The 25,904-nt window shown below is 65.0% G+C and carries 23 protein-coding genes and 2 pseudogenes; 13 read left to right on the forward strand and 12 right to left on the reverse strand.

What is annotated here, in order from left to right:
* Positions 1-41 precede the first annotated feature (41 nt).
* Positions 42-278: pseudogene (locus BJK06_RS19150) on the reverse strand (helix-turn-helix domain-containing protein); the annotation flags it as partial.
* 23 nt (positions 279-301) lie between these two features.
* Between BJK06_RS19150 and BJK06_RS19155 the strand changes: the two are divergent.
* Together BJK06_RS19155 and BJK06_RS18135 are read left to right on the forward strand one after the other, a co-directional pair.
* Positions 302-496 (forward strand): annotated as a pseudogene (locus BJK06_RS19155) (helix-turn-helix domain-containing protein); the annotation flags it as partial.
* Between the two features lie 60 nt (positions 497-556).
* On the forward strand, positions 557-1,261 hold the full coding sequence (locus BJK06_RS18135; RefSeq protein ID WP_258027709.1) for a hypothetical protein: 705 nt from the start codon (positions 557-559) through the stop codon (positions 1,259-1,261).
* Here the strand turns inward: BJK06_RS18135 and BJK06_RS04805 are convergent.
* Together BJK06_RS04805 and BJK06_RS04810 are read right to left on the reverse strand one after the other, a co-directional pair.
* Entirely contained in the window at positions 1,221-3,425 is a 2,205-nt protein-coding gene (locus BJK06_RS04805) for a helix-turn-helix domain-containing protein (protein ID WP_156794762.1), read from the reverse strand. The genes BJK06_RS18135 and BJK06_RS04805 overlap by 41 nt on opposite strands.
* Positions 3,426-3,467: 42 nt before the next feature.
* Positions 3,468-4,799, reverse strand: a complete 1,332-nt coding sequence (locus BJK06_RS04810) for an MBL fold metallo-hydrolase (RefSeq protein ID WP_156794763.1) — start codon at positions 4,797-4,799, stop codon at positions 3,468-3,470.
* Positions 4,800-4,879: 80 nt separating this feature from the next.
* Between BJK06_RS04810 and BJK06_RS18140 the strand changes: the two genes are divergently transcribed.
* Positions 4,880-5,779, forward strand: a complete 900-nt coding sequence (locus tag BJK06_RS18140) for a helix-turn-helix domain-containing protein (RefSeq protein ID WP_083295064.1) — start codon at positions 4,880-4,882, stop codon at positions 5,777-5,779.
* Positions 5,780-6,694: 915 nt separating this feature from the next.
* Here BJK06_RS18140 and BJK06_RS04815 read toward each other — a convergent pair.
* Entirely contained in the window at positions 6,695-7,225 is a 531-nt protein-coding gene (locus BJK06_RS04815; protein WP_070416928.1) for a TetR/AcrR family transcriptional regulator, read from the reverse strand.
* Between the two features lie 119 nt (positions 7,226-7,344).
* Between BJK06_RS04815 and BJK06_RS04820 the strand changes: the two genes are divergently transcribed.
* Positions 7,345-8,211, forward strand: coding sequence for an SDR family NAD(P)-dependent oxidoreductase (locus BJK06_RS04820; RefSeq protein ID WP_070416929.1), 867 nt, complete (start codon positions 7,345-7,347; stop codon positions 8,209-8,211).
* A gap of 74 nt (positions 8,212-8,285) precedes the next feature.
* Entirely contained in the window at positions 8,286-9,686 is a 1,401-nt protein-coding gene (locus BJK06_RS04825; RefSeq protein ID WP_258027710.1) for a DHA2 family efflux MFS transporter permease subunit, read from the forward strand.
* A gap of 5 nt (positions 9,687-9,691) precedes the next feature.
* Here BJK06_RS04825 and BJK06_RS04830 read toward each other — a convergent pair whose 3' ends face one another.
* Entirely contained in the window at positions 9,692-10,507 is an 816-nt protein-coding gene (locus tag BJK06_RS04830) for a helix-turn-helix transcriptional regulator (protein WP_070416930.1), read from the reverse strand.
* A gap of 63 nt (positions 10,508-10,570) precedes the next feature.
* Between BJK06_RS04830 and BJK06_RS04835 the strand changes: the two genes are divergently transcribed.
* The 3 genes from BJK06_RS04835 (at position 10,571) to BJK06_RS04850 (ending at position 13,164) form a co-directional block, all read left to right on the forward strand.
* Positions 10,571-11,503: an SDR family oxidoreductase gene (locus tag BJK06_RS04835; RefSeq protein WP_219810661.1), complete on the forward strand. Its 933-nt coding sequence runs from the start codon at positions 10,571-10,573 to the stop codon at positions 11,501-11,503.
* A gap of 2 nt (positions 11,504-11,505) precedes the next feature.
* Positions 11,506-12,273 (forward strand): SDR family NAD(P)-dependent oxidoreductase, encoded by a 768-nt coding sequence (locus BJK06_RS04840; RefSeq protein WP_070419230.1) that lies wholly within the window; start codon positions 11,506-11,508, stop codon positions 12,271-12,273.
* A 282-nt stretch (positions 12,274-12,555) separates the two neighbouring features.
* Positions 12,556-13,164, forward strand: a complete 609-nt coding sequence (locus BJK06_RS04850; RefSeq protein WP_156794764.1) for a TetR/AcrR family transcriptional regulator — start codon at positions 12,556-12,558, stop codon at positions 13,162-13,164.
* Between the two features lie 249 nt (positions 13,165-13,413).
* On the opposite strand, the gene BJK06_RS04855 is transcribed toward BJK06_RS04850, so the two are convergent.
* From BJK06_RS04855 to BJK06_RS04875, 5 genes are all read right to left on the reverse strand, one after another.
* Positions 13,414-14,325 carry a ketopantoate reductase family protein gene (locus tag BJK06_RS04855; protein WP_083295066.1) on the reverse strand — a complete coding sequence of 304 codons (912 nt, stop codon included), beginning with the start codon at positions 14,323-14,325 and terminating at the stop codon, positions 13,414-13,416.
* A 435-nt stretch (positions 14,326-14,760) separates the two neighbouring features.
* Positions 14,761-16,470 (reverse strand): ubiquinone-dependent pyruvate dehydrogenase, encoded by a 1,710-nt coding sequence (gene poxB / locus BJK06_RS04860; protein WP_258027711.1) that lies wholly within the window; start codon positions 16,468-16,470, stop codon positions 14,761-14,763.
* 289 nt (positions 16,471-16,759) lie between these two features.
* Complete coding sequence (locus BJK06_RS04865) at positions 16,760-17,776, reverse strand: NADPH:quinone reductase (protein WP_070416936.1); 1,017 nt, start codon at positions 17,774-17,776, stop codon at positions 16,760-16,762.
* Positions 17,776-18,849, reverse strand: coding sequence for an SMP-30/gluconolactonase/LRE family protein (locus tag BJK06_RS04870; protein WP_070416937.1), 1,074 nt, complete (start codon positions 18,847-18,849; stop codon positions 17,776-17,778). Before BJK06_RS04870 ends, BJK06_RS04865 begins: the two co-directional genes overlap by 1 nt.
* A gap of 47 nt (positions 18,850-18,896) precedes the next feature.
* Positions 18,897-20,003 carry an enolase C-terminal domain-like protein gene (locus BJK06_RS04875; protein ID WP_070416938.1) on the reverse strand — a complete coding sequence of 369 codons (1,107 nt, stop codon included), beginning with the start codon at positions 20,001-20,003 and terminating at the stop codon, positions 18,897-18,899.
* Between the two features lie 214 nt (positions 20,004-20,217).
* Between BJK06_RS04875 and BJK06_RS18465 the strand changes: the two genes are divergently transcribed.
* A complete protein-coding gene (locus BJK06_RS18465; protein WP_156794765.1) occupies positions 20,218-20,364 on the forward strand; it encodes a hypothetical protein in 147 nt (48 codons plus the stop codon).
* A gap of 100 nt (positions 20,365-20,464) precedes the next feature.
* A complete protein-coding gene (locus BJK06_RS04880) occupies positions 20,465-20,827 on the forward strand; it encodes an Lsr2 family protein (protein WP_374930689.1) in 363 nt (120 codons plus the stop codon).
* A gap of 227 nt (positions 20,828-21,054) precedes the next feature.
* Here BJK06_RS04880 and BJK06_RS18470 read toward each other — a convergent pair whose 3' ends face one another.
* Positions 21,055-21,624: a hypothetical protein gene (locus BJK06_RS18470; RefSeq protein WP_156794766.1), complete on the reverse strand. Its 570-nt coding sequence runs from the start codon at positions 21,622-21,624 to the stop codon at positions 21,055-21,057.
* Between the two features lie 439 nt (positions 21,625-22,063).
* On the opposite strand from BJK06_RS18470, the gene BJK06_RS04885 reads away from it, so the two are divergent.
* Entirely contained in the window at positions 22,064-22,966 is a 903-nt protein-coding gene (locus BJK06_RS04885) for a hypothetical protein (RefSeq protein ID WP_181015151.1), read from the forward strand.
* Positions 22,967-22,971: 5 nt separating this feature from the next.
* On the opposite strand, the gene BJK06_RS04890 is transcribed toward BJK06_RS04885, so the two are convergent.
* Positions 22,972-23,541, reverse strand: a complete 570-nt coding sequence (locus BJK06_RS04890) for a helicase associated domain-containing protein (protein ID WP_070416940.1) — start codon at positions 23,539-23,541, stop codon at positions 22,972-22,974.
* A gap of 373 nt (positions 23,542-23,914) precedes the next feature.
* On the opposite strand from BJK06_RS04890, the gene BJK06_RS04895 reads away from it, so the two are divergent.
* Entirely contained in the window at positions 23,915-24,895 is a 981-nt protein-coding gene (locus BJK06_RS04895; RefSeq protein ID WP_156794768.1) for a hypothetical protein, read from the forward strand.
* The gene (locus BJK06_RS04900; RefSeq protein WP_070416942.1) at positions 24,892-25,902 is read left to right on the forward strand and encodes a hypothetical protein; all 1,011 of its coding nucleotides are present in this window, start codon (positions 24,892-24,894) and stop codon (positions 25,900-25,902) included. The genes BJK06_RS04895 and BJK06_RS04900 overlap by 4 nt, the downstream gene beginning before the upstream one ends.
* Positions 25,903-25,904: the final 2 nt, after the last annotated feature.

Here is a 25,904-nt window from a genome sequence, read left to right on the forward strand (position 1 = left end):
GCTTGGAGCGCCCCGGCGAGAGCCTCCAACGTCGCGCGTTGCGGGCGGCGCGCGACACCGCGTTCGATGTCTCCGAGCGTGCGTACACCTACCCGAGCGGCCTCTGCGAGGCCGCTCAACGACATGCCGGCGGCGATGCGAAGGCGCCGAAGAACCGCGCCATCTGCTCGGTCGTTCACGGCTTCCTCAATTCCTGCCTGCGTTCTGCATGGTGCCGAGGTCCGGCTCCTGATGGGCTGACGTTCGACATCATGCAGCATCAACGGCGCGCGCTGCATCGGACCACCAGAGAAGAGCCGATATGCCTATCACGCGGACACCGCTCGGTGAGTACCTGCGCGCACGAAGAGCGTTGGTGCGACCGGAGGACGTCGGAATCCTCTCCCTCACCCCCCGCCGTGTTGCGGGACTGCGACGAGACGAAGTGGCACGGCGAGCCGGAATCAGTCAGGAGTACTACCTCCGTCTTGAGCAAGGTAGGGATCGCCAGCCCTCCGACCAGGTCCTGCAAGCGCTGGGCCGCGCCCTTGAACTGGCTCCGTCGGCCGTTCAACACATGCAGCGGATCGTCCGAATTCAGACAGGGGAAGCTCCTGCTGAGGCAATTGACAACGCCGCACGCGTACTCCCGACCCTCAGCAGCTTGTTGGATCAGTGGACGGGAACGCCGGCATACATCATGGACGGCAATCAAGACGTTCTGATCGTGAATCCGTTGGCGAGAGCAATGACGGCAGGTGCGCTCAAGCCGGGTGTGAACCTGCCGCTCTCGGTGTTCTCTGACGGAGGCCGCGCTTCGCTGAAGAACTGGCCGGAGGTGGCGTCCAGAACTGCAGCCACCCTCCGGTACGGCAGCGATCCGAGAGACCGTCGACTACAAGAGATCGTTGGCTCTCTCGCCGTTCGGGACGAGCAATTCCGGCAGCTCTGGTCCCGACACGATGCGCACCCCTACCTCAACGGCACAGTTGAGCAGATGGTCCAGGGCTACGGCCAAGTCTCGCTCATCTGCCAGACGCTCGAAGTCCCAGGCTCGAGGCGTTTCGTCTTGACCGCATTCCACGCGACTGCCGAATCTGACGGCGCCAACGCGCTCGCAAACCTCCGTCGGGAAGTCGACGCAACAGGCCTCGACGGCGGCTCTCAGCCGGATGACGAGCGAAAATCTCGTACGCTATCGGACGCTGCAATCACGCCGGACGTTGGTTCCCTTGGACCGATCACTGAGCACTTCCGCCGAGAACGTCTAGTAAGTCGGTGAGGTCGCGTTGCAGAGCGTCGAGACGAGCGGGGAGCGAGCGCACCGGGATCGATTGCAGGGCGCGCTCCACGTCAGCGAGCGCTTCCCCGCTCCGACCCAACGCAATCAGCGCCACAGCGCGCGCTCGAAGGAGCAGCGCCAGCGAAGTCCCCGTGTCCCCAGGCAGCGTCCCGAGGCCGACGTCAAGAACATCAAGCGCCTCCCGAGGCTCGCCGGCTTCGAGCAGCGAGATTGCAAGCTCAGCTCGTGCAAGAGCCTGCGCATATCGCACGCGGTCATCGACGGGGTCGAGCCCGGTCACGAGTCCTTCGACCGTTGCCCGCAGCGCAGCCACAGACTCGGTGCGCCGCCCCTGGGCGCGCAACACAAGCCCGAGCATCCCAAGGGCCTGATGGAGGAAAACGGGATCGTCTTCGGCTTCGAACCCCGTTACGGCCGCCAGGGCGTGCGCCTCTGCACCGTTCGGCTCCGCCTGCTCCAGAAGCGCCCACGCGACGTGGTAGTGGCCCCAAGCTATAAGGTCCGATGCGCCGGATCGTTCGGCGGCGGAAAGCGCCTCGTGGGCGTGATGCGATGCGAGCGCATGGTCAGCCCGTTCGATGTGTGCAGCCCATGCAAGGTGCCCGGCGATTCTTGAGCGCTCGGCATCATCATCCGTGGCTTCTGCAGATTGCTGCGCGAGCAAATCAAGCTCGTACCACCGCCCCCAATCTGGCCAAAGGTTTGCGAACCATTGCAGGACGGAGGTCAGCGTGAGAACCGTGTCATGTCGACCGGTCGAGGCCGCACGCTGAAACGCCGGCCACCAGTGGTCGACTTCGTCGACGATCCAGGCTCGCGCTTCGTCTTGGTCGTCATAGGGCCGCGCCACCGGTGCTCGTCCGGGAACCACGAAGGCGGACGCTGCAAGGAGAAGTCGGCTCAGCAACCAGCTCGTAAGGCGGTCACGAGCCGTCGACTCCGCTACCGGATCTTCCTGCAATCGTCCAAGCGCGAACAACCTGATGATGTCGTGAATACGGTACCGATCAGCGCCCCGAGGTTCGGCAAGACCGAGGTCGACAAGCGTTTCCAGATGTTGCTCAACGATCGCGGGGTCGCTGCCGAGCGCAGCTGCAACCGTGTCAGGTCCGAAAGTAACGCCGTCAAGTACTGCGGTCACCCTGAAGACCGCAGCGGTATCCGGGTCCAGGTCGTCGTACGACACTGCGATTGTCGCCGACATCGAGACGTCACCCGCAACCAGCAACGCTAGTCTGCGATCCGGCGACCGAAGGCGGGAGACAAGGTCAGCGACGCTGGTCGCTGGCCGACTGGCAACGCGGTTCGCGGCAACTCGAAGCGCAAGTGGGAATCCGTCGCAGATCGAGACCAATTCTGCAACGGCGCCCTCCTCCCGCTGTTCATATGGGATCGCTCGCTCGACAATTCGTGCTCCGTCCTCAGCATCGAGGACATTGAGCACGATCCGCTTAGCGTCGAGGCCGGCGAGTGGGCGCCGGGAAGTGGCGACGATCGATGTGCGCCCCTCGACCATCACCGGGCGCACCTGGTCCTCATCCGACACGTTGTCCAGGTGCACCATGACGCGCTCCTGGCTGCTCAATTCGATCCACCGTGCGCGGGCAGCGGCGAGTGTGCCTGGTGGGTCACCGGAGTCGCACTGCCGCAAAACGCGTTGCAGAACTTCAAGCGCGGTGCTGGACGGGCGACCGTGCCCGCCGAGGTCGACGAAGACTCGCCGGGCGGCGTCCGCGGAGGTACCAAACGCCTCCGTCACCAACGTCGTTTTCCCGATGCCTGGAGGTCCGGAGACCACGATCAGCGGTGACTCGGTCGCGTGGTCAAGCGCGCGAACAAGTCTGGCTAGCTCGGTGCTTCGACCAACGAAGTCAGAGACCCTGGGCGGTCGGAAGTCGGCCCGAGCAGCGTCCAGAGGCGCTCTGAGCAACGGCGCGCGCAACCACCGTCGACCATCGTCATCCAAGTGCAGGCCGTCCATGAGCGCTTGTAGCGTTCGGGGCTGCGGATGGATGCTCTTCCCCCGCTCGATGTCGCTGATCCCGCGAACGCTCACGCCCGAGCGTTCAGCGAGGGTCTCAAGCGTCAATCCGGCGCCGAGACGCAGGGTACGAAGTCGCGCTGCGAGATCTAGGTCGCTCACGCCGCTCCTCCCGGTCGGCAACAGCGTAATCCGAAGGGGGCGTTACTCGGAAACGTCGCGTTCGTTCTCGTTACGTTGCGGGAGCAGGTCGGGATAGTCAGCCGGGGCGAGGGTTCTACTGCCGACGAACTCTGCGACAGCTGATGCCTCAAGCGTCGAACGGTTGCCGTGGTTCGGCCAGCGACGGACCATCTCCTCTACGAACGAAACCGCGTCGGAGGCAGACGCCAGCACCTCGTCGAATTCACGTAGGTATCTCCGGTGTTCCTCCACTTGTGGCAGCGCTGCGTCCGAGTCGGCATCCGGGTCGCGGTGGCTAGCGATTACCCATGCGGGGCGAAGCGCTTCCACGAGGTCAAGTGCTCGCGACCACCGCTGCCGAGCGGCTCGGTCTGTGCCGATCAGCCAAGGATGTACGCGGTTGTAAACGAGGTCGCCACCAATCATCGCGTCGAGGTGGCGGACCGACACGACGCTGGTGGGTCGCTCACCAATGAGCCCGACGTCGAACAGTTGAAGAGTGTGCCCCTCGAGGTCAAGACTCCCGGCTGGGAGCGGGGAGGGCGCTGTCACGGTCGTCGGCAACTTGCCGGGAAAGAGTGTCTCCCACCGCGGCTTGAGGACGGATTGTGTCTGCGCTTGAGCGTATTGCGCGACGTCGGTCACGGCGGTAGCGATCACGTCGGGAAAAGCTCGGAGCACCTGGTCCAAGCCGAAGAAGTGGTCGGCCTGACCCTGGGTGATGATGACCGCCCTGAGGCGCTTCCCGCTTGTGCGGATCCATTCGACCAGCTGGTCGCCTTCTTCAGCAGTCATCAGCGCGTCGATGAGGACCGCGTCGCGTTGACCGGCGACCAGCGTCGCCGTAGTCGGAGACCACGTGGCGGCTGCACCGCCGTCAAGTCCTGCCCTTGCGATTGTGCGGTACTTGCCGCGCCAGACATCCATCGTCAGCGGCGAGAGCACAGTTCCGCCGGCGCTTCGCAGGCGTTGAGCCAACCACTGTTGAAGGCGTTCACGCTCAGAGGCAGAGCGGTTGCCCACGCTTTGGGTGCTCCACGTCACCACGCTGCCCTCGCCCTCCTGCGACACACGTACGACAGCGTCCAAGTCGTCGAACGTTGAGCCACCGGGAACACGGGCCCGGTACGCAGCCAAGCCGTCCTCTGACCGGCGTCGCTCTTCGACGACGCCAAGGTCCGCAGGTGCGCGCCGGATCCACCGGCTCGAACCTGCGGCAAGCATTTCAGTGCTGGCACCCGAACCGCCGTGAGCGTTCGCGAAGTCGTCGAACAGTGGCCACACCGCTGTCGGTGACGCGTCGAAGCGAGCCGCGACCGTGGCGTGCGCTCGACGTACCGGTGATAGCTGCACGAGTCTCCCTCCGCTCCGCCGACCGTACGGACGATGCCCGACTCGAGGGTGTCCCTAACTGGGACACGTGGCACGAACCGATGCCTCAGCTGCGATTGGATAGGTGGAACGGCTTCAGCGTTCCTGCGCCGGCAAGAGGAGGAGACAAGTTGATCCCCAGAGCTTCGCCGTTAGGCGACTACCTCCGAGCCCGTCGCGCCGCGACACGCCCAGAGGACGTCGGTGTGCGCTCACATACCGTTCGGAGGGTTCCTGGTCTCCGTCGCGATGAAGTGGCCGCCCTCGCTGGAATCAGTCAGGAGTACTACCTCCGTCTCGAACAAGGTCGCGACAGGACCCCGTCAGATCAAGTCCTCCATGCGCTCGCACGCGCACTGCATCTCGACGACGCAGGCAGTCAGCATCTGCGTCGACTGGTATCGACGCAACCAAGCGACATCGCAGCCGAGGAAGCGGCGGTCTCGATCGACGCAATGTCTGCCATCCTCGACTCATGGCCCAACACGCCGGCCTACATTCTCAACTCACGACACGAAGTAGTGCTCTCGAACGCGCTGGCCAGATGGGTGGTACCGCTCGGGCTTGAGGTAGGTCGAAGTATTCCGGAGGTCGTCTTTACCTTCCCCGAGGTCCGATCCCTTCCCACCTGGCCGGCGTTGGCGGATCGCACCGCCCGACGCCTTCGGTTTTACGGGCATCCCTACGATCCGCGTCTCCACCAAACAGCGGCAAAGTTGTCCGCGATCGACTCCACGTTCCGCGAGCTCTGGGAACGCCATGAAGTTGATCCGTACTACGACGGCGACGTTCGACCGTTCATCGAAGGGCATGGTCAGGTCCCACTTCGCCACCAGACGTTCGTGGTACCAAACACTCCCGGCTACTTGCTTTGCGCCTACCACGCTGCGCCCGGGTCCGACAGCGCCGCCGCCCTCACGGATCTCGCGAACCGAATCGCCGCTCGGAAGGCCACCGTATGACCCGGAACCCCTCGGTCCGCCCCATCGCCGTGGACATTGACGCCTGAGCCGTCAGAGGTCCAGCGCCCGAGTGGATCGTACTCAGGTCGACGGCGGGAACCGCGCTGATCGACGCCGGATACCCGCACGCCGCTGAGCTCGTGATCCGGTCGATCGAACAGGTCGGCTCCGAGCCAAGCTGTCATCATCACCCGCGCCCGCACCCGCATCGCCGACTCGGTTCACTACGCTGCAGATCCTTTACAGCCCCGGGCGCCGTGGCCGAGTCGGCAACCGGGGCGCGGACGGCGAGCAGATTACGCCAATGGAAAGCCGGCACCAGGCACCTCGGACCGTATCTTCTCCGGTGGCCCGCACGTGCCATACGCGCAGGATAGAACGAACGCGCCGCGTTCCCCGGCGCCAGGGCGCCCACCACGAGCGACCTCGCCCGATGGAACCTCACGGCGATCCCAGTCCGCGGGCGCACTCCAAGCAGCACCTCGCACTCGTTGCCCGGAGGAGCGATCACCACCGAAGACGCTCGCATTCTGGACCAGGAAACGTGTCGTTGCCCTCGTGTCGGTTGCAATCGACGCGGCATTCAGCGGCGATCCGGGCGAAGCAAACCGATCCGCTCAAGCCATCGCCTCGCTGCCTCGCCCCCTGACGCTCCTCGGGCCCGGTCCACTACCGCGCCGCGAGGAGTGACACAAGAGGACCGCCCGTATCCGAAGAGACATGATGCCTGACTGGAAGGGGCCAGCTACGCACCGCGAGGCGCCCGAGGGGCAGGGTGGCCGAGGCAGAACTGCGTGCAATACGCGGTTCTTCGAGCCTGCCGCACGGCCTTCGCGCGCTACTTGCTCACAGGACCAAGACAGGGCCATAACTCGATCTATACCCCACGACCCTTGGGAGCCCGGTTGGGACGAGTCAGAGACGAAGTCCGTCGAGGCACACGCTGACGACACGATCCCGTTGGCCGTCGCGCGGGTACTGCGCGAGCGCAACTCCGGCTAGGAGTCGAAGGACGTCATCCGCGTCGATATCGGTCCGGACGACCCCAGCTGCTTGTGCTTCGGCAACAAGCGGCTCCACGCTCGCGTATGTCTGCGCACGGATGCCCCGCACGAGCTCACTGTCGTAGGCGAGTTCTTGGGCGAGCGCGTGCTTGCCGAGGAGGAAGCGCACGAACCGTCGAAGCCAATGCTCAAGCCGCTCGCGTGGATCAGCACCTTCCGCCGGGGGCGTCAGCAACCGCTCGGCTTGATCCGCGTAGACCGCCTCGAACAGCGCCGCCCGGCTGGGGAAACGTCGGTACAGCGTGCCGATTCCCACGCCCGCGAGTCGAGCAATCTCTTCGAGCGACGCATCCGTCCCCTGTTGCGAGAACACGGCAGTGGCGGCTTCTACGATGCGCTCCGAGTTTCGCTGCGCGTCGGCGCGCAAGGGCTTGCTGGACATGCTTCTCCTCACGCTAGTGGAGGCACGCCTCCGCTTACGCTACAATCGGAGTGCGCCCTCCGCTTCATTGTACGAGGGCAGCGGCGCTACTGCCGCACACACCACCGGAAGGCAGACACATGACCATCAACGACACAGCCGCCGCTACGTGGCTGATCACCGGAGCCGCGACCGGCCTCGGCCGGGCAATCGCGGACGAGGTGCTCGCCCGCGGCGACCGGGCCATCGTCACCGGACCCCATCTCGCCGAACTGCAAGACTTCATCCAGCGCTACCCGGACAGCGCCACCGCGTTGGCCCTCGACGTGACGGATACGGAGCAGCGGCGTTCAGTCATCGATACCGCCGAGCGCATGGGTGGAGTTGACGTGCTCGTCAACAACGCCGGGATCGTCTTCGTCGGCGCTCTTGAAGAGCAGACGGAGGCTGACATCCGAGCTCAGTTCGAAGTGAACGTCTTCGGCTCGCTGGCGCTCACGCGGCTCGTCCTGCCCGGTATGCGCGCACGACGACGGGGCACAATCGTCAATATCTCGTCCATGGACGGTATCGCCAGCCTCGGCGGTAATGGGATCTACTCGGCGACGAAGTTCGCTGTTGAAGGTCTCACCGAAGCGCTCTGGCAGGAACTCGAACCCATCGGGCTTCGTGCGCTACTGGTCGAACCCGGATCGTTCCGGACAGGTATCGAGCGCAACACGAAGGCTTCCGGGGAAGCCATCGCGGACTACCGCGCAACGAGTGGCTTCTTCCGCGATCTCATCAACAAGTTGACGGCGGACGCCGTACCGGGTGACCCCGTACGAGCCGCGGCCGCGATCTACGACACCGTCATGGGTGACGCTGAACGCCATTGGCTCGTTCTCGGCACCGACGCGCGTCGGCGGATCCGGGCCAAGCTGGACGCTTTCGAGTCAGAATTTGCGTCGGGAATCGCTACCGCTGAGAGCACCGACTTCCCCGACAGTGGTCCGGCGCCCCTCTGATGACCACACCTTCAGCTTCGTCGCAAACGTCGACGTTCGAGAGCGCGCCGCGACCGCGTTGGCACCGCTCGGTAGTGCTCGCGCTCATCATGGGCGCCCAGCTCATGATGATTCTCGACACGTCCATCATCACGACTGCCCTCCCGCGGCTTGTTCAGGACCTTGGGTTTCGGGCAGCAGACCTGTCGTGGGTGCAGAACGTCTACGTCCTTGCGTTCGGTGGTCTTCTCTTGCTCGGCGCTCGGGCCGGCGACCTTATCGGGCGACGTCGCGTGTTTGTCATCGGGGTCGCGGTGTTTGCCGCCGCTTCGCTCCTGGCTGGCGTTGCAACATCCGCTCCCATTTTTCTCCTGGCACGGACCTTCCAGGGGGTTGCCTCCGCCTTCGCGATTCCGTCGACTCTTGCGCTGCTCGTCAGCGTCTACCCCCAACCGCACCAGCGCGGCCGAGCCATCGCAATCTACAGCGCCGTCATCGGTGCTGGTGCGAGCGTCGGCATCATCCTCGGCGGGGTGTTCACCGACGTGCTCTCCTGGCGCTGGGGGCTTCTCATCAACGTTCCCATCGGCCTCGTCGTCATCATCCTCGCTCCTCGATTCCTGCAGGAAACCGCAGGTCGCCGCGGTCGCTTCGACCTGCTCGGCGCGCTTCTCATCACAGTCGGGATGACCTCGCTCGTGTTTGGTCTGATCGAGGCGAGCGCGGTCGGGTGGACGTCGGCCGTGGTCATCGGCGCTCTCCTTGCGGCGGCGGTGCTCCTGATCGCCTTCGTCATCGTCGAACGCCGCTCTCGTGAACCCGTCATCCCGCTCGAGTTGTTTGCGTCAGTCACCCGATCGGGGGCGTATATCGCCCGGCTACTGGTAGTCGGCGCCGGGTTCTCGCTGTTCTACTTCCTCAGCCAATACCTTCAGAATGTGCTCGGATTTAGCGCTCTCCTCGCGGGTCTTAGTTACATCCCGTTGACCGGCATGTTTTTCGCCACCGTGTACGGGGTCGCACCACTGACTCGGCTGCTGGGGCGCGAGCTGCTCCTAGTGTTAGCACTCGTTGTGGCAATCAGCGGCATGCTCTGGCTGTCGACCGCCGGCGCTTCGACCGCTTACTTCCCGGGGGTGGCGTTGCCGCTGCTGCTCATCGGCCTTGGCCAAGGTACCGCGATCATCCTGTTGACTCAGGCGGGGATGGAGGGCGTAGCGGCCGGCCAATCCGGAGCGGGGTCTGGCCTGATCAACACCGCACATCAACTCGGCGGCTCGATCGGACTCGCGATCCTTGCTGGCGTGTTCGTCGCTGTCGGAGGTGATAGCGGGAGCGTGGGCGCGCAGATCGACGGCTTTGCCGTCGTCTACCGCATCGCGTCCGGTTTCTACATGCTGGCCGCCTTCGTAGGCATCGTCATGCTCGTCGCAGTCCGGCCGAAGGGAAGGGAAGCGCTGCGGAAGCGGCCAAGCGATACTGGGCAGCGAAACTGACGCGGCTAGCTGAGCGAGCCGAGCAGCGCAAGCTTCTCCGAGTCAGCAGTGCCGGGCTCCGCGTGGTACATCACCACAACGAGCCCGGCACTGCCGATCACCGCGAACTTCTCGCGACGCAACAGCAGGTCGCCGACCTGACGGTTGTGAATGACGCCGGTGGGTGATCCAACAAGGCTGACATCGTGTCGCGCCCACAGCTGACGGAACCGCTCACTCTTCATGGACAGTTCCCCAATGAGCGCCTGGAACTGGGGGTCATCCTCCTCAGCACCGGTGTCGGCTCGGAGTTGCGCCACCACGCTCGCAGTGTTCTGATTCCAATCCGGGTGCGACGCGCGCGTCTCCTCGTCAGTGAAGAGCGATATCAGCCGATTAGCACCAACGACCAGTGCCGGCTCAAGCAGCGTCGCGAGGCGATTCACGGCCAAAACATCCCGGTACTGATTCATCACGAACGCTGGCACGTTGACCGTGTCGATCAGCATACGAACACCATCCGGGACGCGTTGCGGCCGCCGACGCTTCGCCGGTCCTCGCCCCGGGCGAGCTCGAGCCAACTCCGCCACGTGCGCACGGCTCTCCTCATCGAGCTGCAAAGCAGAGGCGATCGCTTCGACGACCTGATCTGACGGGTGCTGATCACGACCCTGCTCGAGCCGCAGGTAGTACTCACTGCTGATGCCCGCCAGCAGCGCCACCTCTTCACGACGAAGACCAGGAACACGGCGGCGCTCACCTCGCGCCAATCCAACGTCCTCAGGGCGTAGCAGCTCGCGACGGGCGCGCAGGAAGTCTGCAAGGGGCTTATGGGTCTCCACGCCCCGAGCGTACGGACCTTCAGTACGCCGTGGGGCACTCAACCTGTCCCTCCGACTACTGGTATGAGCAAGGACTTCCCGCGCGATTCGCGCCGACTGACGATTGGTGTCGACACCGACCAGATCGGCCGGCAACGTCCCGAAAGGAAGACAGCCATGGCTCAGCGCACTTGGTTCATCACCGGCTCTACCAGCGGTTTTGGACGACTCATGACCGAGCAGCTCCTTGAGCGCGGCGACCGCGTCGCCGCCACCGCCCGAAACACCGAGTCGCTCAACGACCTGGTCGAGCAGTACGGTGACCGCATCTGGGTCGCCCAGCTCGACGTCACCAACACTCCGCAGATCCGCGACGTCGTCGAGCGCGCGTTCAGCGACCTCGGCACCATCGACGTCATCGTCAACAACGCCGGCTATGGCCTGTTCGGTGCGGCGGAGGAGCTGACCGATGAGCTGATCGAGCACCAGCTTGCTACGAACCTCGTCGGCCCGATTCAGATCCTTCGCGCAGCAGTGCCGCACCTCCGTGGTCAGGGCGGCGGCCGAATCATCCAGGTCTCCACCTACGGCGGACAGGCCACCAACCCTGGCGCATCGCTGTACCACGCCAGTAAGTGGGGCGTGGAGGGCTTCATGGAGGCCAACGCAAAGGACCTCGCCCCGTTCGGTATCGGCGTCACGATCGTTGAGCCGGGCAGTGCAGCAACCGGCTTCCGCGTCGGCAGCTCCCGCCTTCCCGAGCCGATGTCCGCGTACGACGGCACGCCGGCAGCGATGAGCCGCGGGATCCAGAACCCCGCTCTGCCCTCGGTGAGCGACCCCGCGAAGGTCGCGGCGGCCATCATCGGCACCGTCGACCAGACTCCGGCGCCGGTTCGCCTGGTCACCGGAAGCGACTCGCAGAAGTACATCGAGGATGCGCTGCGCGAGCGGCTGGCTGACATCGAGTCCCAGAAGGACAGCGCGGCTTCGACCAACCTGTCGACGGAGGCGTGAGCATGAGCGACGCGACCACCCGCGGCACCGCCGTCGTCACCGGAGGCACGCAGGGCATCGGCTTCGCGATCGCCACGACGCTGCGCGACCAAGGGTGGCGCGTCGCGATCCTTGGACGCACAGAGACGACCGGCCGAGCGGCTGCGGAGCAGCTCGGCCCGGGGCACCGCTTCGTCCAGTGCGACGTTGGGGACGAGTCTCGGATCCCTGCAGCGTTCGCCGAAGTCGAGCAGGAACTCGGACCGATCGGGCTTCTCGTCAACAATGCGGGCGTCGGCCGCGCTGCAACCCTCGATCAGCTCGAGAGCAGCGAGTGGGACGACCTGATGGCTGTCGACCTGAAAGCTGCTTGGCTCTGCGCTAAGGCTGCGCTACCCGGCATGGCTTCGCTTGGTGGTGGATCGATCGTGAACATCGCGTCGATCCACGCGCACCTTACACGCAAGGGGCTGTTCCCCTACGCAGCGGCCAAGGCCGGGATGCTCGGGCTGACTCGATCGATGGCACTGGAACTGGCGGATCAGGCGATCCGAGTGAATGCGGTCTGTCCCGGGTACATCAGGACACCGCCGATGGTGGCGCAGTACCAGGCGATGGAGCACCCCGACGAAGCATGGGATCACCTCCAGCAGATTCACCCGCTGGGCCGCATCGGAGAGCCGGAAGAAATCGCATCGGTGGTGGCCTTCCTCGCGTCGCCCGGTGCTGCATACGTGACCGGTGCCGCCTGGGACGTCGACGGAGGACTCGGTGCCCGATTCGCCTCCTGAGCGCGCAACGCTGTACGTCGTCCAATACAGCTGGCCCATCGAGCGAGACACCGAAGTTCGCGCCGCTTATCCCCGTCACCGCGCTGACCTCGACCGTCTCGGTGACGCCGGCGGTCTCTGGATGATCGGAACACTCCCAGAAGTGTCGGGCCGGACGTCGGCGATAGCAGTCTTCCGATCCAAGGAGTCCGCTGAGGACTTCCGGCGCAATGACCCGCTGTTCACGGCTGACCTCGTGTCAGCCACGGCGGTGCTCACCTGGAAGCCGATCACGTTCGCTCCGTGAACGACCAACGAATGAAGATCCGCGCGGATGCGGCCCGCAATACCGAACGAGTCTTGCGGGCCGCGAGCCGCTGCTTTGCCGAGCACGGCGCGAACGTTCCGCTCGAAGAAGTCGCCAAGACTGCCGGGCTAGGTGTCGCGACCGTGCATCGGCGCTTCGGTGGGCGGACGCGCCTGGCGAGCACTGTCTTCGTACACGCGCTCCGGGACCTCAACGCCTCAATCGCAGTCATCGCCGAGTTCCCCGAGCCGGCAGGAGCACTTCGCCTCTGCCTCCAAGAACTGTTTGAAAGGCGCGCGGCCGACCGCTCGCTCATCGATGCGATAGCTGGAACCGACGTCTCCGACATCGCCCTCGAGCGGGAGCGCGCGCATCTCAAGGCCCAGCTCAACCACGTCGTTGACCGTGCTGCGTCTGAGGGCAAACTCCGGAATGAGCTGGAGAGCGACGACATCCTCCCCCTGGCGCTCATGGTCGGAACGGTTGCCGACTCACCTCGCCTGACTGGCGCAACTTCGTGGCGCCGATACGCCAACCTCATCCTCGATGCCTTCTTCGACGAGGACCCGGTCTCACCGGGCCAGGCTCACGCAAAACGACCCTAAAGGTCGGCCTTCGATAGATTCGGCTGCTGCCAGCCGAGGCGAGTCCCAGCGGGATGCCCCAGGCGCGCGCCCTGTGTCAATCACATACTCGAGCATCGTGCGGTCACACCCACAAAGCTGAGCTCCCGGATCGTAGACGCCAACGCGTTGCTGCCGCGTCCCTGACCCAGTAGCAGGAAAGCCGCTGGCCCGCGGAAGTTGACGGTCAGGCCGCCTTCACCGGGGGGGGTATGCGCGCATCCTGCCGCGTCACTGGCGACCGCTGAGGAGAGCGTGAACTGTCTCTAATCGAGGAGCTGCCATTCCGGATTGCCGTGCATGATCGAGTAGCGCGCCGGTCAGGAATTGGAATTCGCTCGGCCGTCCGCGTGAGACGTCGACCTCCAACGACGTCCGGTGCGCCGGCGGTATCTGCGCGAGACGGGCGAACATCGCGTTGCTTTCGCCGAGGCTGATGGGCACACCGGTCGCACGGGCTACCGTGATGCCCTCAAGGAGAATTTCTCGGAGGAGTCCGCCGATCATTGGAACGTCACGCACTGAAACCGTCCGTGAGGTGAGGGCGGTGACAGAACTGATGGCGGAGTTCATGATCAGCTTCCGCCAGCTCGCAGACTCGAAGTCCGTACCAATTGTGATGTCGACGAGGTCGCTGAACAGTGCTGCAAACTGCCGTGCCGCGGTAGTTTCAGGAAGGGCGAGGCTGCCGTAGTCGTGGATTGTGACCTGGTTCTCGCCCATCCGCTCCGCTGCGGTGTAAACCACGGTCGGCGTCACTCGTGACGCGGGCACCCAGGGGGCCACCCGCGAGGCGTGATCAATCCCGTTCTGCGCCATGACGATACGTGTGCGCGGCGTAACGAGGCGTTCGAGCCAGGGCCCAATCGTCTCCGTATCCTGCGCTTTGGTGGCGACCACCACCCAGTCAACCGGTTGCGCCTCCTCGGCCCCCGCCCAGACCGTTCCACGGAGCTGATGCTCTCGTCCCGACAGTGACACCGAGATCGGGGCGGATGTGCGACGGCAGAGGAAAAGTCGAGCGCGTTTACTCAGCGCATCCCCGAGAGTCGCCCCGATCGCGCCGGCACCTACAATCGCCACCGAGGCACGACTTTCCCCATCGAAGCTCGAAGAGCGTTCATCGTTACCGTCAGACTGCATCTACCTACTCTTTCTCAAGCCTTCTAATCGCCGAGAAGCGCCGACTGGTTAACGTCTCGAATAGCCTTGTACTGCGCTGATCTACTTGCCCCACGCCCCTAACGCTCCCCTGCCCAGGAATTGGCAAGTCGTCACCCAGGAAGGCAGCACTAACATGACGAGCCGTGGGCGGCGCTCTCAACGATTGATTGCCGTGTCACTCCGGCGAAACCCTGTTATCGGTTGGAAGATGTCGTTCAGCATCTGCCACAGTCCGATGCGGACCGTCGGCGAAACTCGTGAAATCTCCCCATTCCCGCAGCAAGGCGACATCCCACAGGCCACTCGCAGTGATTCTTGCTGCGTGTTCAGGTTGCACGGAAGGACCGGCAGCGAATCCTTGAATGTCGAAGGGAGCGAATTCTCCGAGGTCGGTTTCTGCGTTCGCCAACCACTTCATCGCAGGATCCGGCGTGCGACGTTCGTGGTCACGAGGTCGAGCAGTTCATCGCCAGCCCCGGACATGATGGTCCGGATGGCGTAGAGGGAGAAGCCCTTCGCCTGCTCGAGCGTTATCGCCGGCGGGATGGAAAGTTCCTGCCGTGCCGTGATCACTTCGATCAGCGCCGGGCCGTCGTGTTCGAACGCTTCGCGCATCGCTTCGGGGAGGTCGTCTGGGTGTTCAACTCTGACCGCGTGCAGGCCGACGGCGCGGGCGACGGCCGAGAAGTCCGGGTTGATCAAGTCGGTGCCCCAGTTCACGATCCCTGCGGCCTTCATCTCCACCTCCACGAAGTTGAGCGCCCCGTTGTTGAAGACCACGACCTTGACCGGAAGCTGCATCTGAATCAGTGTGAGCAGCTCGCCCATCAGCATGGCGAGACCCCCGTCTCCGGCCATCGCGACGACCTGCCGGCGTTCGTACGCGGCCTGGGCACCGATCGCATGGGGAAGAGCGTTTGCCATGGTCCCGTGGTTGAAGGAGCCGATGATTCGTCGTTGCCCGTTCATCGTGAGGTAACGCGCAGCCCACACGACCGGCGAACCGACGTCCACGGTGAACACCGCGTCCTCTGCGGCCGTGTCGTCGAGAACTTTCGCTACGTACTCCGGGTGGATGGGTGTCCGGTTGTGATCGTTGAGGGCGAACCGGTCTAGCTGCTTCCGCGTGCGCACGTAATGCCGTTGCGCTTCGCGTACGTGGCTGTCGTCTCGGCCTGCAGCGATGAGCGGCAGCAGCGCCGCCGCGGTATCGCGGACCGTTCCGACCAGCCCCAGGGTCAACTCTGCCCGACGCCCGAGGTGCTCACCGCGCACGTCGACCTGGATGTACGTCTTCGTGGGCAGGAATTGCCGGTATGGGAAATCGGTACCGAGCATGAGCACGACTTCCGCGTCTTCGATGGCCTTGTAGCCGGACGCGAACCCGAGCAGACCGGTCATCCCAACGTCGTTCGGGTTGTCCCACTCGAGGGCATCTTTGCTGCGAAGAGTGTGCACGACGGGGGCTTCGAGTACGGCGGCGAGGGCCATCACTTCGCTGCGAGCTCCCGCGCAGCCCGCGCCACCCAAGATCGTTACGCGGCTTGCACCGTTGAGGAGTTCGGCCGCTCGCCGCAGTTCACCGTCGGAGGGCTGGACAACTGGTTCGGCCGCTCGCACCGGCGCCGGAAGCGCCTTGGGCTCGGTCTTGGACAAGAAGACCTCGCCGGGAACGATGACGACGGCGACGCCTCGCTTCTCGATAGCAGTGCGTATTGCGATTTCGAAAACATGTGACGCCATTTCAGGCGTGCTGATGAGTTCGGTGTACTCCGAGCATTCCGCGAAAACTGCCTGCGGGTGGGTCTCCTGAAAGTACTGGCCTCCGATTTCCGCACCCGGAATCTGCGCGGCGATCACCAGAACGGGCACTCGGCTGCGCTGGGCGTCGTACAATCCGTTGACTAGATGGGTGTTGCCGGGGCCGCAGCTGCCGACACAAACGGCGAGTTCCCCGGTGAGGCCAGCGTCCGCAGCCGCAGCGAAGGCAGCAGCCTCTTCGTGTCGAACATGCACCCAGTCGAAGCTGCCGTCGCGACGCATGGCGTCGGTGAAGCCGTTGAGACTGTCGCCGGGAAGTCCGTATACGCGTCGAACGCCGGCTTGTTTGAGCGTGTGCACCATGTTGTCGGCAACTGTTGTGGCCATGAGGATCGGTCCTGTCTTCGGGGTCGGGAGGACTTCGGCCCTCGCGGAGGTGGCTAGAAAGAGCTTTGGCGTTGTCGGCAGAGGCTGGCGTGCGCGTCGGCCTCTGGGCGGGGTTGAAGCTCGTGCGGCGCACGACTCGTAGGTTTGGCAGTGCTGATGACAGGGGCACGGCTGAGCCGGCACGGCGCGCGGGAGTTCGCCATTGCCGGCTTGCCTGGTACAGGTGCGATCGTCTCGTGGGGAGAAGGCCTGCCGCTTCTTGGGCCTACCCGCCGATATCGACGAGGACTTTGCCCACAACGTGCCGCTCGACTGCTTCGTGCGCAGCGACCAAACCGGCCAGCGGGAATCGAACCAGCGGCAACCCGGCGTCTGCTCCGACTCGCAAGGCGTGGTCAGCGACGGCGGCTCTCACAGCTCGAATTGCCGCATTTTTCTGTTCGCCGCTTGTCGTGTAGGTCAAAATGAATGCGATTTGCACGTTCTTCGTCATCGCCGGGCGGGTAGGGATCTGAGTGATGCTGCGGGTACCGCCGGTGTAGATCGCGATGCCCCCTCCGGGAGCGATGACCTCGATATCGGTGGGGAGGTTCTCAGCAGCGTTGACCTCGACGATGATGTCGACTCCGCGGGGCGCGAGGGTCCGAATGGCTGATGTGACGTCGGTGTCGCGGTAGTTCACGACATGGTCGGCGCCGGCCTTCGTCGCCAACTCCGCTTTCTGCTGGCTGCTGACGGTGGAGATCACCCTTGCCCCTGCCCAGGACGCCAGTTCGATGGCCGCATGTCCGACTTCTCCGGCGCCCCCCGTGACAAGGACGATTCGGTCACTCAACGCGCCAGGGTGCAGCTCGTCGGGGTCTGAACCGAAGGCGGTCAACGCACGGTGGGCAGTGAGCGCCGGGATGCCAAGGGACGCACCGACGTCGAAGCTGACGTTGTCTGGCAGGGAGACCACTTGGCGCTCCGGAAGGACGACGTACTCCTGCGTGGTGCCTTCGGCGCGGTTCCATGCAGCGTCCCAAACCCAAACTCGGTCGCCGGGCCTAACATTTTGGACGTCGCGTCCAACGGCATCGACTGTTCCGGCCCCGTCCTGCCCGGGAACCTGGGGATTGGCAGTTGTACCGCTTCCACGTCGACGTGCGTCCACATCGGTCGGGTTGACGCCGGCTACGGCCAGGCGCACCCGGACGTGGCCCGGTTCCACCGCGGGTACCGGCCGCTCAATGAGTTCGAGAACGCCGGGGGGCCCTGGCTGAAAGTAGGCGATGGACTTCATCAGGCGACCGCCGTCAGACGGATGGGTGCTGCGTCGACCGGTGTCCGGATGATCAGGTAAGGGAGGACGCGGTCGTCAATATCCCCATTGAAAAGCGGCGACCGGGGCAGCTGATTCACGCTGACGTAGAGGTGACCGTTTGCGGCGAGAGCGAGCGTGTCTGGCCAGAGAACGGCCGGACCGTGCACGAGGGTCGACCAGTTTCCGTCGGCGTCCAGCTTGACGACGGCCGAGTGCTCATAGGCGGTCATGTACAGGCCGCCCGCCGCATCGGACTCGAGGCCGTCGGAGGCAGGCTTGTCGCCGTGGTCGATGACGGTCGCTGCGACTGCGTCGTCGTTTAGGGACCGGTCTAGGAGCGCTTCGGTCGCGACGGAGTACAGCCGACGGCTGGAGAGCGGGCAGTAGTAGATCCGGGACCCGTCGGCGCTGATGGCGATGCCGTCGGCTCCGACTCGGTAGCCCTCGCGGATGACACCTTGGACCGTGGCGCGGAACTGATCCGTAGCCTTCGTTGAGTTGTGCCCGCGCAGCCGAGACCAGGACTCTCCGGAAGCGAGGTCGATGATGATCAGTGCTCCGACGGGCTGAGAATCGGTGATGTACGCGTATCCGCCCGCACCACGCGAGAAGTCGAACCGAACGTCGTTTAGGTAGGTCGTGGCGGTGACGGCATCTGCAGATGGCTCGACGACGCGGACAATCTCGTTCGTTGCCAAGTCGACCTGCACAAGCTTGGGGCCGGACGGCACGAATGCGTCGAACTTCGGAGCTCCGGTGTCGAGGAGCCAGAGCGTGTTGTCTGGGGCGACGATCACGCTCTGGACAGATACCAGCTTCCCGTCGCCCGGGCCCTCAGACCAAACGTTCACCGCAGCGTTCGGGTACGCGACAGGGATGCCGTCGATGATCTCCGCGACTGTGAACGGGACGTCGTCGCCCCAGCGAGGGAACGAGACAAACACGCGGTCGTCGTCCGAAACGGTGAGGCCGGTCGGCATGTTCGTCGTGATCTCAGCGACGACGTCGTAGTCGTCCGCAACCCAGGTGCCGAGTGGAGTGGGGTTTGTCATCGGATGCTCCTTGTTCGAAGTGCGAGGATTGTTAGGTAGGCCGGGAGTCAGCCAGTGGTGGCGCTGTGGAGGAGATGTCGTGCGACCTGTTCCTCGTCCCAGTCGATGCCGGCGCCGGGCTTGTCCGGAGTTGCGATGTGTCCATCGACGGGTCTGAGTGGGTCTGCGAGGATCGGGTCCGCCCAATCGACCCATTCGAGCCAGTGGGCAGTGCTGCTCGTGCGTAAGAGGTGGACTGCGAACTCGGGGTAGAGGTGGTTCGAGAGTTGGACTCCGGCCGCGGCGGCGAGTCCAGCGGTTCGTATCCAGCCGGTGACACCGCCGATGCGTTCCAGGTCCGCCATGGCGTAATGCACCGAGCCGGCGGCAGCCAGGTTGTACAGGTCGCGGGCTCCGTAGAAGTTTTCGCCCACCTGCAGCGGCGTGCGAACGCTCCGTGCAAGAGCTGCATATCCGTGAACGTCGCTGTAGTCGATCGGCTCCTCGAACCAGTAGAGGCCTTGGTCGTCGAGTTCGTGGCAGCGTCGTATTGCGTCGCCAACGCCGAAGGCTTGATTGAAGTCGACCATCAGGTCCACGCCGTCGCCGATCGCGTCCCTGACTGAACGGATTGCGCGCAGGTCGTCGGCGAGGTGCTCGTTGCCGAGACGAAGCTTCACTGCGGTGAACCCGCCGTCGGCGAGTAGCTCCGCAGCCTCCTCGCCGAGCGTGTTCGGGTCGTGACGCCACAGGCCGTTGCTGTTGTAGGCACGAAACGTTCCGATGGAGCCTCCGAGGAGCTCCACAAGCGGCAGGTTCGCCGCGCGTCCGAGAGCGTCCCACATGGCCATGTCGATGGCGCTCCGAGCGATGGCCGAGATACCCGTCTCGCCGATCGGATTGAGCGCGGCCGCCGAGGCGTCGAACGCGTCCACGGCGCCGGTCGCACGCCCTTTGAGCAGGTCGCCGACGGCTACGACTTCGCGGACGATAGATGGTAGCGCCGAGGCGTTGTACGGGGAGACATAACTGCGGCCGGTCACTCCTTCTTCGAACGTGATGTCGATAAGGACAAGTGGCCACTGCTCGAACCGGCCGATCGCGGCAATGACCGTCCGCCTAAGCGGCACCGATACGGCGCGGACCTGCAGGGAGTGCACAGTGAGGTTCGCCATTGTTGCCGTCCTGTTCGATGGGCGCCCGCTCTCACGGGCTGTCTTCCCTTCGGACGCTAAGACGTTCCGGGCGCTTCATCGTGTCCCTGCCACGGTCATCGATCGCACCTGACCCGGCACCTCCCGTCATCGCGCGGATGCGCCGGGGAACGGGCGCGGAGATACCCCTGTCAGGGCCATGCTCGCCTGTCCAAAACCCACGGTCGAAGTGCGTGTGGCCGACGTCCCGCTTCATCCCGCGTCGACTGCCGCGATCGCCGGCGTCGTCCGGGCGCTCGTCGACACCGCCGAGAAGTGGCTCATCGCCCGGGCACGTGCGAGCCGCAGGTCCCCGTTGGAGCTGCTGCCGCGCGCCCGTTAGACGCCAGCCGCCCGTCGGGCGAATGCGGCGCGCGGCACACCCGGTGAAAACAGGGAACAACTTGCTGCTTTATGCCACGCTGGAAGGAATCCCCCACGATATGGAGCAGCGCATGGCACAGAAAGTAACCACCCACCTCGTCGACGACCTTTCCGGCGACGTCATCGAACCCGGCAACGGACGCACTATTCAGTTCGGCTTCGACGGCAGCAACTACGAGATCGACCTCAGCGACGACAACGCCGACAAGTTCCGTGAAGCGTTCTCCGACTACATCGCCGCAGCCCGCAAGGTCTCCGGTCGCAGCACTCGCACGTCGTCCGCATCCCCGGCGGCGCAGGGGCGCAGCAACCCCGGCGAGTTGGCGAAAATCCGCGAATGGGCCGCCGCGAACGGTCACGAGGTTGCCGCCCGTGGCCGGATCAGCCAGCAGGTCCGCGACGCGTACGCCGCGGCGACCTGACCGATGGCTGATCGGACGTCCTCATTGATCACCTCCGACATCTCCCGCAGCGAAGTGAGGCCCACGGACCTGGCCCGGCTCGAACGGGCAACCACCCTCGCTATGCTGCGGGCAGGACGCAGCCTTAACGGGTAGATGCGCCTTGGGCGGGTTCATGTCGACAGGGACTGCTGCAGGTTCGGTGGATTCCTAGGGAGTAAGGCGTTGACTCCTGCTGGAAGGAGTAACTAGCGGGTCTCCGCTCGCCTACGCGGCAGCCGCTTCCGTCCAGTGGTCGTCCCAGCTGGGCGGTTCCGCCACTGTCCTTCCTCGGTCTTCTTCTTTGAGCGCGGAGCGGAGCGGTGTCCACTGAGGGCGCAGTCGGGGCAGCCGGTCGCGTGCTTGGAGGTGTGATTGTCCGGGCGCACTGAGAACGCCCCGTGTCTGCGGCAGCTCACCGCGACGTCGGTTCGCGCGTCCACGTAGGCGACGTCGGTGTAGTCGTACCGGTCGCCGTGCGTAGCCAGAGCCTTCGCAACGAAGCGCTTCCGACGAATATTCGTCTGCGCGTTGAACCCTCTGCAGTCTCGGCATCCCTGGCCGCGCTGCGGGCCCCAGGGCGTTTCGCGGACTCGGCGGTGCTCGCGCGGGGTTTGCTCGAAGGGTCCGTGGTCGGGGCAGATGATGGTGACCTTGGTATCGCCGTTGACGTAGCCGAGCATGACGTGCGCGTAGTCGTATCGGCTGTCGTGGAGCTTCGTCGCGAAGTTGATGAACTCGGCGGCTCGTTCTTCACGGGTGGCGGTGCGGTAGTTCAAGGGGTCCTCCAGGAGTCGTTGTCCTGGAGCTATGCCGGTACGCCCGAACCAGCTGGGGAAGTCGGCTCGGAGCGGTCCTTGAAGGCCGGGTCGGTCTACTTCTCGGCGTTCCTCACGTCAGGGTGCGGCCGTCAGGCATAGCCGTGGCATGCTTTCGCTCCCTACCGCCGTTCGAGCGGTGCTCCGCTCACCGAGTTCGACCGAGCACCTCGTCGTGCCGAACCAGGAGAGCGTCACGTCCGCGACCGCCCTAGGGCGGCCGATGGGCGCCGCCTTCGGCCGTCCGTTCCCACGTCAAGGTCCCGTCGAGCGCTGCTCGCACGTCCAATGTTGGGAACCGGCGCCGCTCACCCTCGGCGACTCAACGCTCGGGGCACGAAGCTCGAACGCAGACGAGGGCTCGCTTGTCGCGCAGCTTCGCCCGGAGCCCGTCCAGGCGATGCGGAAGTATCGGAGCCAGTCGGTTCCCGCGGACCGGTGGGCCAACATCGAGCCGTTCGTGCTGGACGCTGTCGCGCTCGTCGCGCCCGCGTGTGCCTACCTTGCTGAGCGGCTGATGGTCGCGGTGACGCCGTACGTTGACTGGGTCGTGCACGTCAACGGGATTCAGAAGGTCGCGAACGTGTTTCACCCGGTGTTGATTCGCCGGTACGTCTCCCGCGACGACCTCCACCTCAAGGACAAGACGCGCCGCGACTACCGGTCCTTCCTGCTCCGGATCTCGGAGGTCGTCCTCCCCGACGAGGGTCCGATCGAGTTTGCGCCGTTGAACGGGCAGTCCGTCACTGCCCCGTACACCGACCTCGAACTGAACCTGCTGGAGTCCTGGGCGCGTGGGCAGTCCACGGCACTGCGACGTCGAGGTGCTGGCGCAGTCCTCGCACTGGGAGCAGGTGCTGGGCTTGACCCGTGGGAGATGCAGCACCTCCGGCGCAGCGACGTGCGCGTTGACCGTGACGGAGCGCTCGTCGACGTACGGGCTGGGACGCCGAGGTTGGTGCCCGTGCTCAAACGATGGGAGCAGCTCCTCATTGACTCCCTCGCGGACGTGCCGGACGACGCATGGGTGCTTGGCGGGGAGGACAGAAAGACGACCTACAACTTCGTCACGCCGTTCATCAACCACACCGACTTCGGCAACGAACCGAAGCCAGTCCCCACGCGAATGCGCGCTACGTGGATCACCACGCACCTCGCTGGCGGCACGCACGCCGGGGAGCTCATGGCTGCCGGCGGACTGCGCAAGCCCGAGCACTTGGTCACGTCCCTGCGGCACATTCCGACGATGGACGCTTCCGAGCACCGTCGACGGATCCTCGGCGAAGCACGCGAAGTTCGGTAACGCCATCAGAGGACACGGAACCGTGCGGCCCGGAGCTGCTGCTCGCGTTCGGGCAGCAGGCTGCCGCGGGCGTGCTGGGCGCGTTGCTGGGCGACCCACCGTCCGATCGTCACCTCGGCAGGGTCGGCCGCGCGACGACGCGGCGGTCGCTGATGATCGGCCCAGAACTGCTGGTGCGCGGCGAGCATCGCGGACCACTGCGCGTCCCGAGGGTTCCAGGCGAAGCCCGGCACCGCTTCAAGTCGTCGCACCTGGTACGAGCAGTAGCCTCCCGCAGCGCCGACCTGCCGGAAGTAGGTGAGGGCGTCGACGAGGGTCTGCTCGGCGGTCGCAGGGCGAGGACGGGTCGAGTCGGCGCGGGGCATCCGTCCGTGCTCGTCGACGAACTCGTCGAGGTCGTGCACTCGGTCGGTCCAGCGTCGTACGAACGTTTCGACCTCGACGGCGTCATCGGTGTCGGCGAGGTAGAACGCGACGCCGCGTCGTTGGTCGAGGGTGAGTGTCAGGGCTGGCTGCGCTGCGTGGTCGGCGTACTCGCCGTGGAGCGCTGCGAGCGCCGTGGTCGGGGTGGGCATGTGGTCCTCTCCGAGGCCGGCGGTCGGCCTCGGAGGGGGTATGCGCGGAACGGGCGTGATCTTGGAGGACGCGCGGGTCGCAGACGAGCGGGGTCCGCAAACAGGACCAATCCGGCCGCGAAGATCACTACGTTTTCTGCGTCCCCGAAGCAGAGAGCCGCCCGGATCGCATGCACATCGCCAGCGTCACGCGTACGACGCCGACGGCACCGTCACATGTGCGAGCAAGCGGCGACACGCCCGGGGTGACGCGACCGTTCGCGTCGGCGGCGCCCCCCGACCATCCGCGCGGGCATGCCGATCCGCCGGCAGCGAGATCGGAATCTGGAGCGCCCTCCCACAGCTCATCTCACTTCGCCTGCATAGGCCGGGCATGCCTAGCCAGATGCTCCGGTCACCGCGTCAGTACATCGCCGCGATGCTGCGCGTCCTCCTGTCGTTCCTCGCACGCGGAGGAACACCGGTGAAGTACGTCCCGACGTTCGCGGCCGACCGATGGGGCGTTGTCCGCGACTTCGTGGTCAGCGCAGTCGCCGAGGCGGCAGCGCCCATTGCTCAGCCAGCCGACCGGCTCATCGTCGTCGCGGCACCGTTCGTCGACTGGGTCGTCAACGTCAACGGATACCCGGCGAAGACCGCCGTCGTGTTTCACCCCGTCATCATCCGGCGCTACATCACCCGCACCGACGTCACCTGGTCGGACACCACGCGTCGCACATACCGGTCGGCGCTGATGCGCATGTCCGAAGTCCTCGTCGGCGAGGTGCCGCTGGAGTTCGCACCGACGACTCCGCAGAACACCGCAGCACCCTACGACGACCTCGACCTGCACCTCCTCGAAAGCTGGGCGACGGGCCAGTCGACCACGGCACGACGTCGCAGCGCCGGCGTCGTCCTCGCGCTGTGCACCGGAGCGGGTCTCAAGGCGAACGAGCTCCTCCAAGTCCGCCGCCAAGACATCCTCGCTGACGCCGAGGGCATCCTCGTCGCTGTCAACGCGGGAGCCCGGACCGTTCCGCTCCTGGCGCGCTTCGAAACGCTCCTGCTCAACTCCATCGTCGAGGTCGAGCCGGAGCAGTGGGTGTTCGGATCCCCGAAGCGCGTCAAGCACGGCATCAGCACCCTCACCACGTTCCTCTACGACACCGACCGCGGCAACGAACCAGACCCCGTCACCACCCGCATGCGGAACACCTGGCTCATCACGCACCTCATCGCTCGCACCGACATGCGCGCCCTCATGACCGCCGCCGGCGTCACCAAATTCGAACACCTCGACCAGCTCGTCGCTCATGTCCCCGCGCTCGACGCGGCCTCGTACCGCCGTCAGCTCCGCACGGAGGCCGCACGATGACCGCGCCGAAGCCGAAGCACCACGACTTCGAAGACGCCGAACGCTGGATGGCCGAAGACTTCGGCATCACCATGTCGAAGTACATCCGCATAGGCGACGTGTTCCCACTCGAGCTCGCCACCCACGTCCCACTACGCGTGTTCGAACGCGGCTGCATCCGTGAGCGGCTTGAACGCTGGAAACGCGAAAGCATGAAGTCAACTCGCGGCCGGAAAGCTCACATCTCCGAGACCAGCGTCACAATGTTGATGTTCATCACGATGCGCTCACGGCGCAGCATCAGCATTCAGCAGATGACCGAAGTGCTGATGGCGATGACCACCAGTCAGCGCGAGGCTATCGGCATCCTCAAATTCACACCGCACCAAGCGACGCTGTACCGGCGCATCTGGGAAGCAATTCAGCGTCTGCGGAAGCTCGTCGACCGCCACCCAGGGCCACGCCGGAAAGCGCTGACTCCCGAAGAACTCGCCATCGAACTCGCAGACCTGCGCGGCCCGGAGGAGATGGCCGTTCGAGCCGCCCGCATGCTCGAACTCTCGAACCAAATCATTGAAGGCTCCGTGCTGATGATGAACCGTGAAGTCCGACGACGATTCCGCGGCGCAATCGCCATCGACGAGACCTTTGCCGAGGTCTCCGGTCGACAGAAGAGCGGGAAGAACCTCAAGCCCGGCGACAAGCTCTCGACGAACTACGACTGCGGCTGGTATGGACGTGAAGGCAGCCATGACCCCGACGTCGACGGCGGCAAGAAGTACAAGTTCGGGTGGGAGCTCGAGTTCGCCGTGATGACGCGCGACCCCAGCGAAACCGAAGCAGCCTATCCGCTCCTCCTTCTATCAACCAGTGGACACAAGCCGGGCGCGCTTCGGGGCCATGGGCTCTTCCTCTACGAGTCCGCGGCGAACCGCGGCCACAAGATCAACACGGTCATCGGCGACCGCGCGTACTTGCCCGGTGCCGACCCCGACGACCTGCAGCGCCCCTCGCAGCCGCGGGCGTGAAA

This window comes from Curtobacterium sp. BH-2-1-1 (genome assembly GCF_001806325.1).
GTDB lineage: Bacteria > Actinomycetota > Actinomycetes > Actinomycetales > Microbacteriaceae > Curtobacterium.

What these genes read in the sequence shown, in the direction of transcription:
- BJK06_RS18135 (WP_258027709.1), top strand. Translation starts at nt 557, where the DNA reads ATGCAGCGGATCGTCCGAATTCAGACAGGGGAAGCTCCTGCTGAGGCA.
- BJK06_RS18140 (WP_083295064.1), top strand. Translation starts at nt 4,880, where the DNA reads ATGCCTCAGCTGCGATTGGATAGGTGGAACGGCTTCAGCGTTCCTGCG.
- BJK06_RS04815 (WP_070416928.1), bottom strand. Translation starts at nt 7,225, where the DNA reads ATGTCCAGCAAGCCCTTGCGCGCCGACGCGCAGCGAAACTCGGAGCGC.
- BJK06_RS04820 (WP_070416929.1), top strand. Translation starts at nt 7,345, where the DNA reads ATGACCATCAACGACACAGCCGCCGCTACGTGGCTGATCACCGGAGCC.
- BJK06_RS04835 (WP_219810661.1), top strand. Translation starts at nt 10,571, where the DNA reads ATGAGCAAGGACTTCCCGCGCGATTCGCGCCGACTGACGATTGGTGTC.
- BJK06_RS04840 (WP_070419230.1), top strand. Translation starts at nt 11,506, where the DNA reads ATGAGCGACGCGACCACCCGCGGCACCGCCGTCGTCACCGGAGGCACG.
- BJK06_RS04855 (WP_083295066.1), bottom strand. Translation starts at nt 14,325, where the DNA reads ATGCAGTCTGACGGTAACGATGAACGCTCTTCGAGCTTCGATGGGGAA.
- poxB (WP_258027711.1), bottom strand. Translation starts at nt 16,470, where the DNA reads ATGGTGCACACGCTCAAACAAGCCGGCGTTCGACGCGTATACGGACTT.
- BJK06_RS04865 (WP_070416936.1), bottom strand. Translation starts at nt 17,776, where the DNA reads ATGAAGTCCATCGCCTACTTTCAGCCAGGGCCCCCCGGCGTTCTCGAA.
- BJK06_RS04870 (WP_070416937.1), bottom strand. Translation starts at nt 18,849, where the DNA reads ATGACAAACCCCACTCCACTCGGCACCTGGGTTGCGGACGACTACGAC.
- BJK06_RS04875 (WP_070416938.1), bottom strand. Translation starts at nt 20,003, where the DNA reads ATGGCGAACCTCACTGTGCACTCCCTGCAGGTCCGCGCCGTATCGGTG.
- BJK06_RS04880 (WP_374930689.1), top strand. Translation starts at nt 20,465, where the DNA reads ATGGAGCAGCGCATGGCACAGAAAGTAACCACCCACCTCGTCGACGAC.
- BJK06_RS04885 (WP_181015151.1), top strand. Translation starts at nt 22,064, where the DNA reads ATGCGGAAGTATCGGAGCCAGTCGGTTCCCGCGGACCGGTGGGCCAAC.
- BJK06_RS04890 (WP_070416940.1), bottom strand. Translation starts at nt 23,541, where the DNA reads ATGCCCACCCCGACCACGGCGCTCGCAGCGCTCCACGGCGAGTACGCC.
- BJK06_RS04895 (WP_156794768.1), top strand. Translation starts at nt 23,915, where the DNA reads ATGCCTAGCCAGATGCTCCGGTCACCGCGTCAGTACATCGCCGCGATG.
- BJK06_RS04900 (WP_070416942.1), top strand. Translation starts at nt 24,892, where the DNA reads ATGACCGCGCCGAAGCCGAAGCACCACGACTTCGAAGACGCCGAACGC.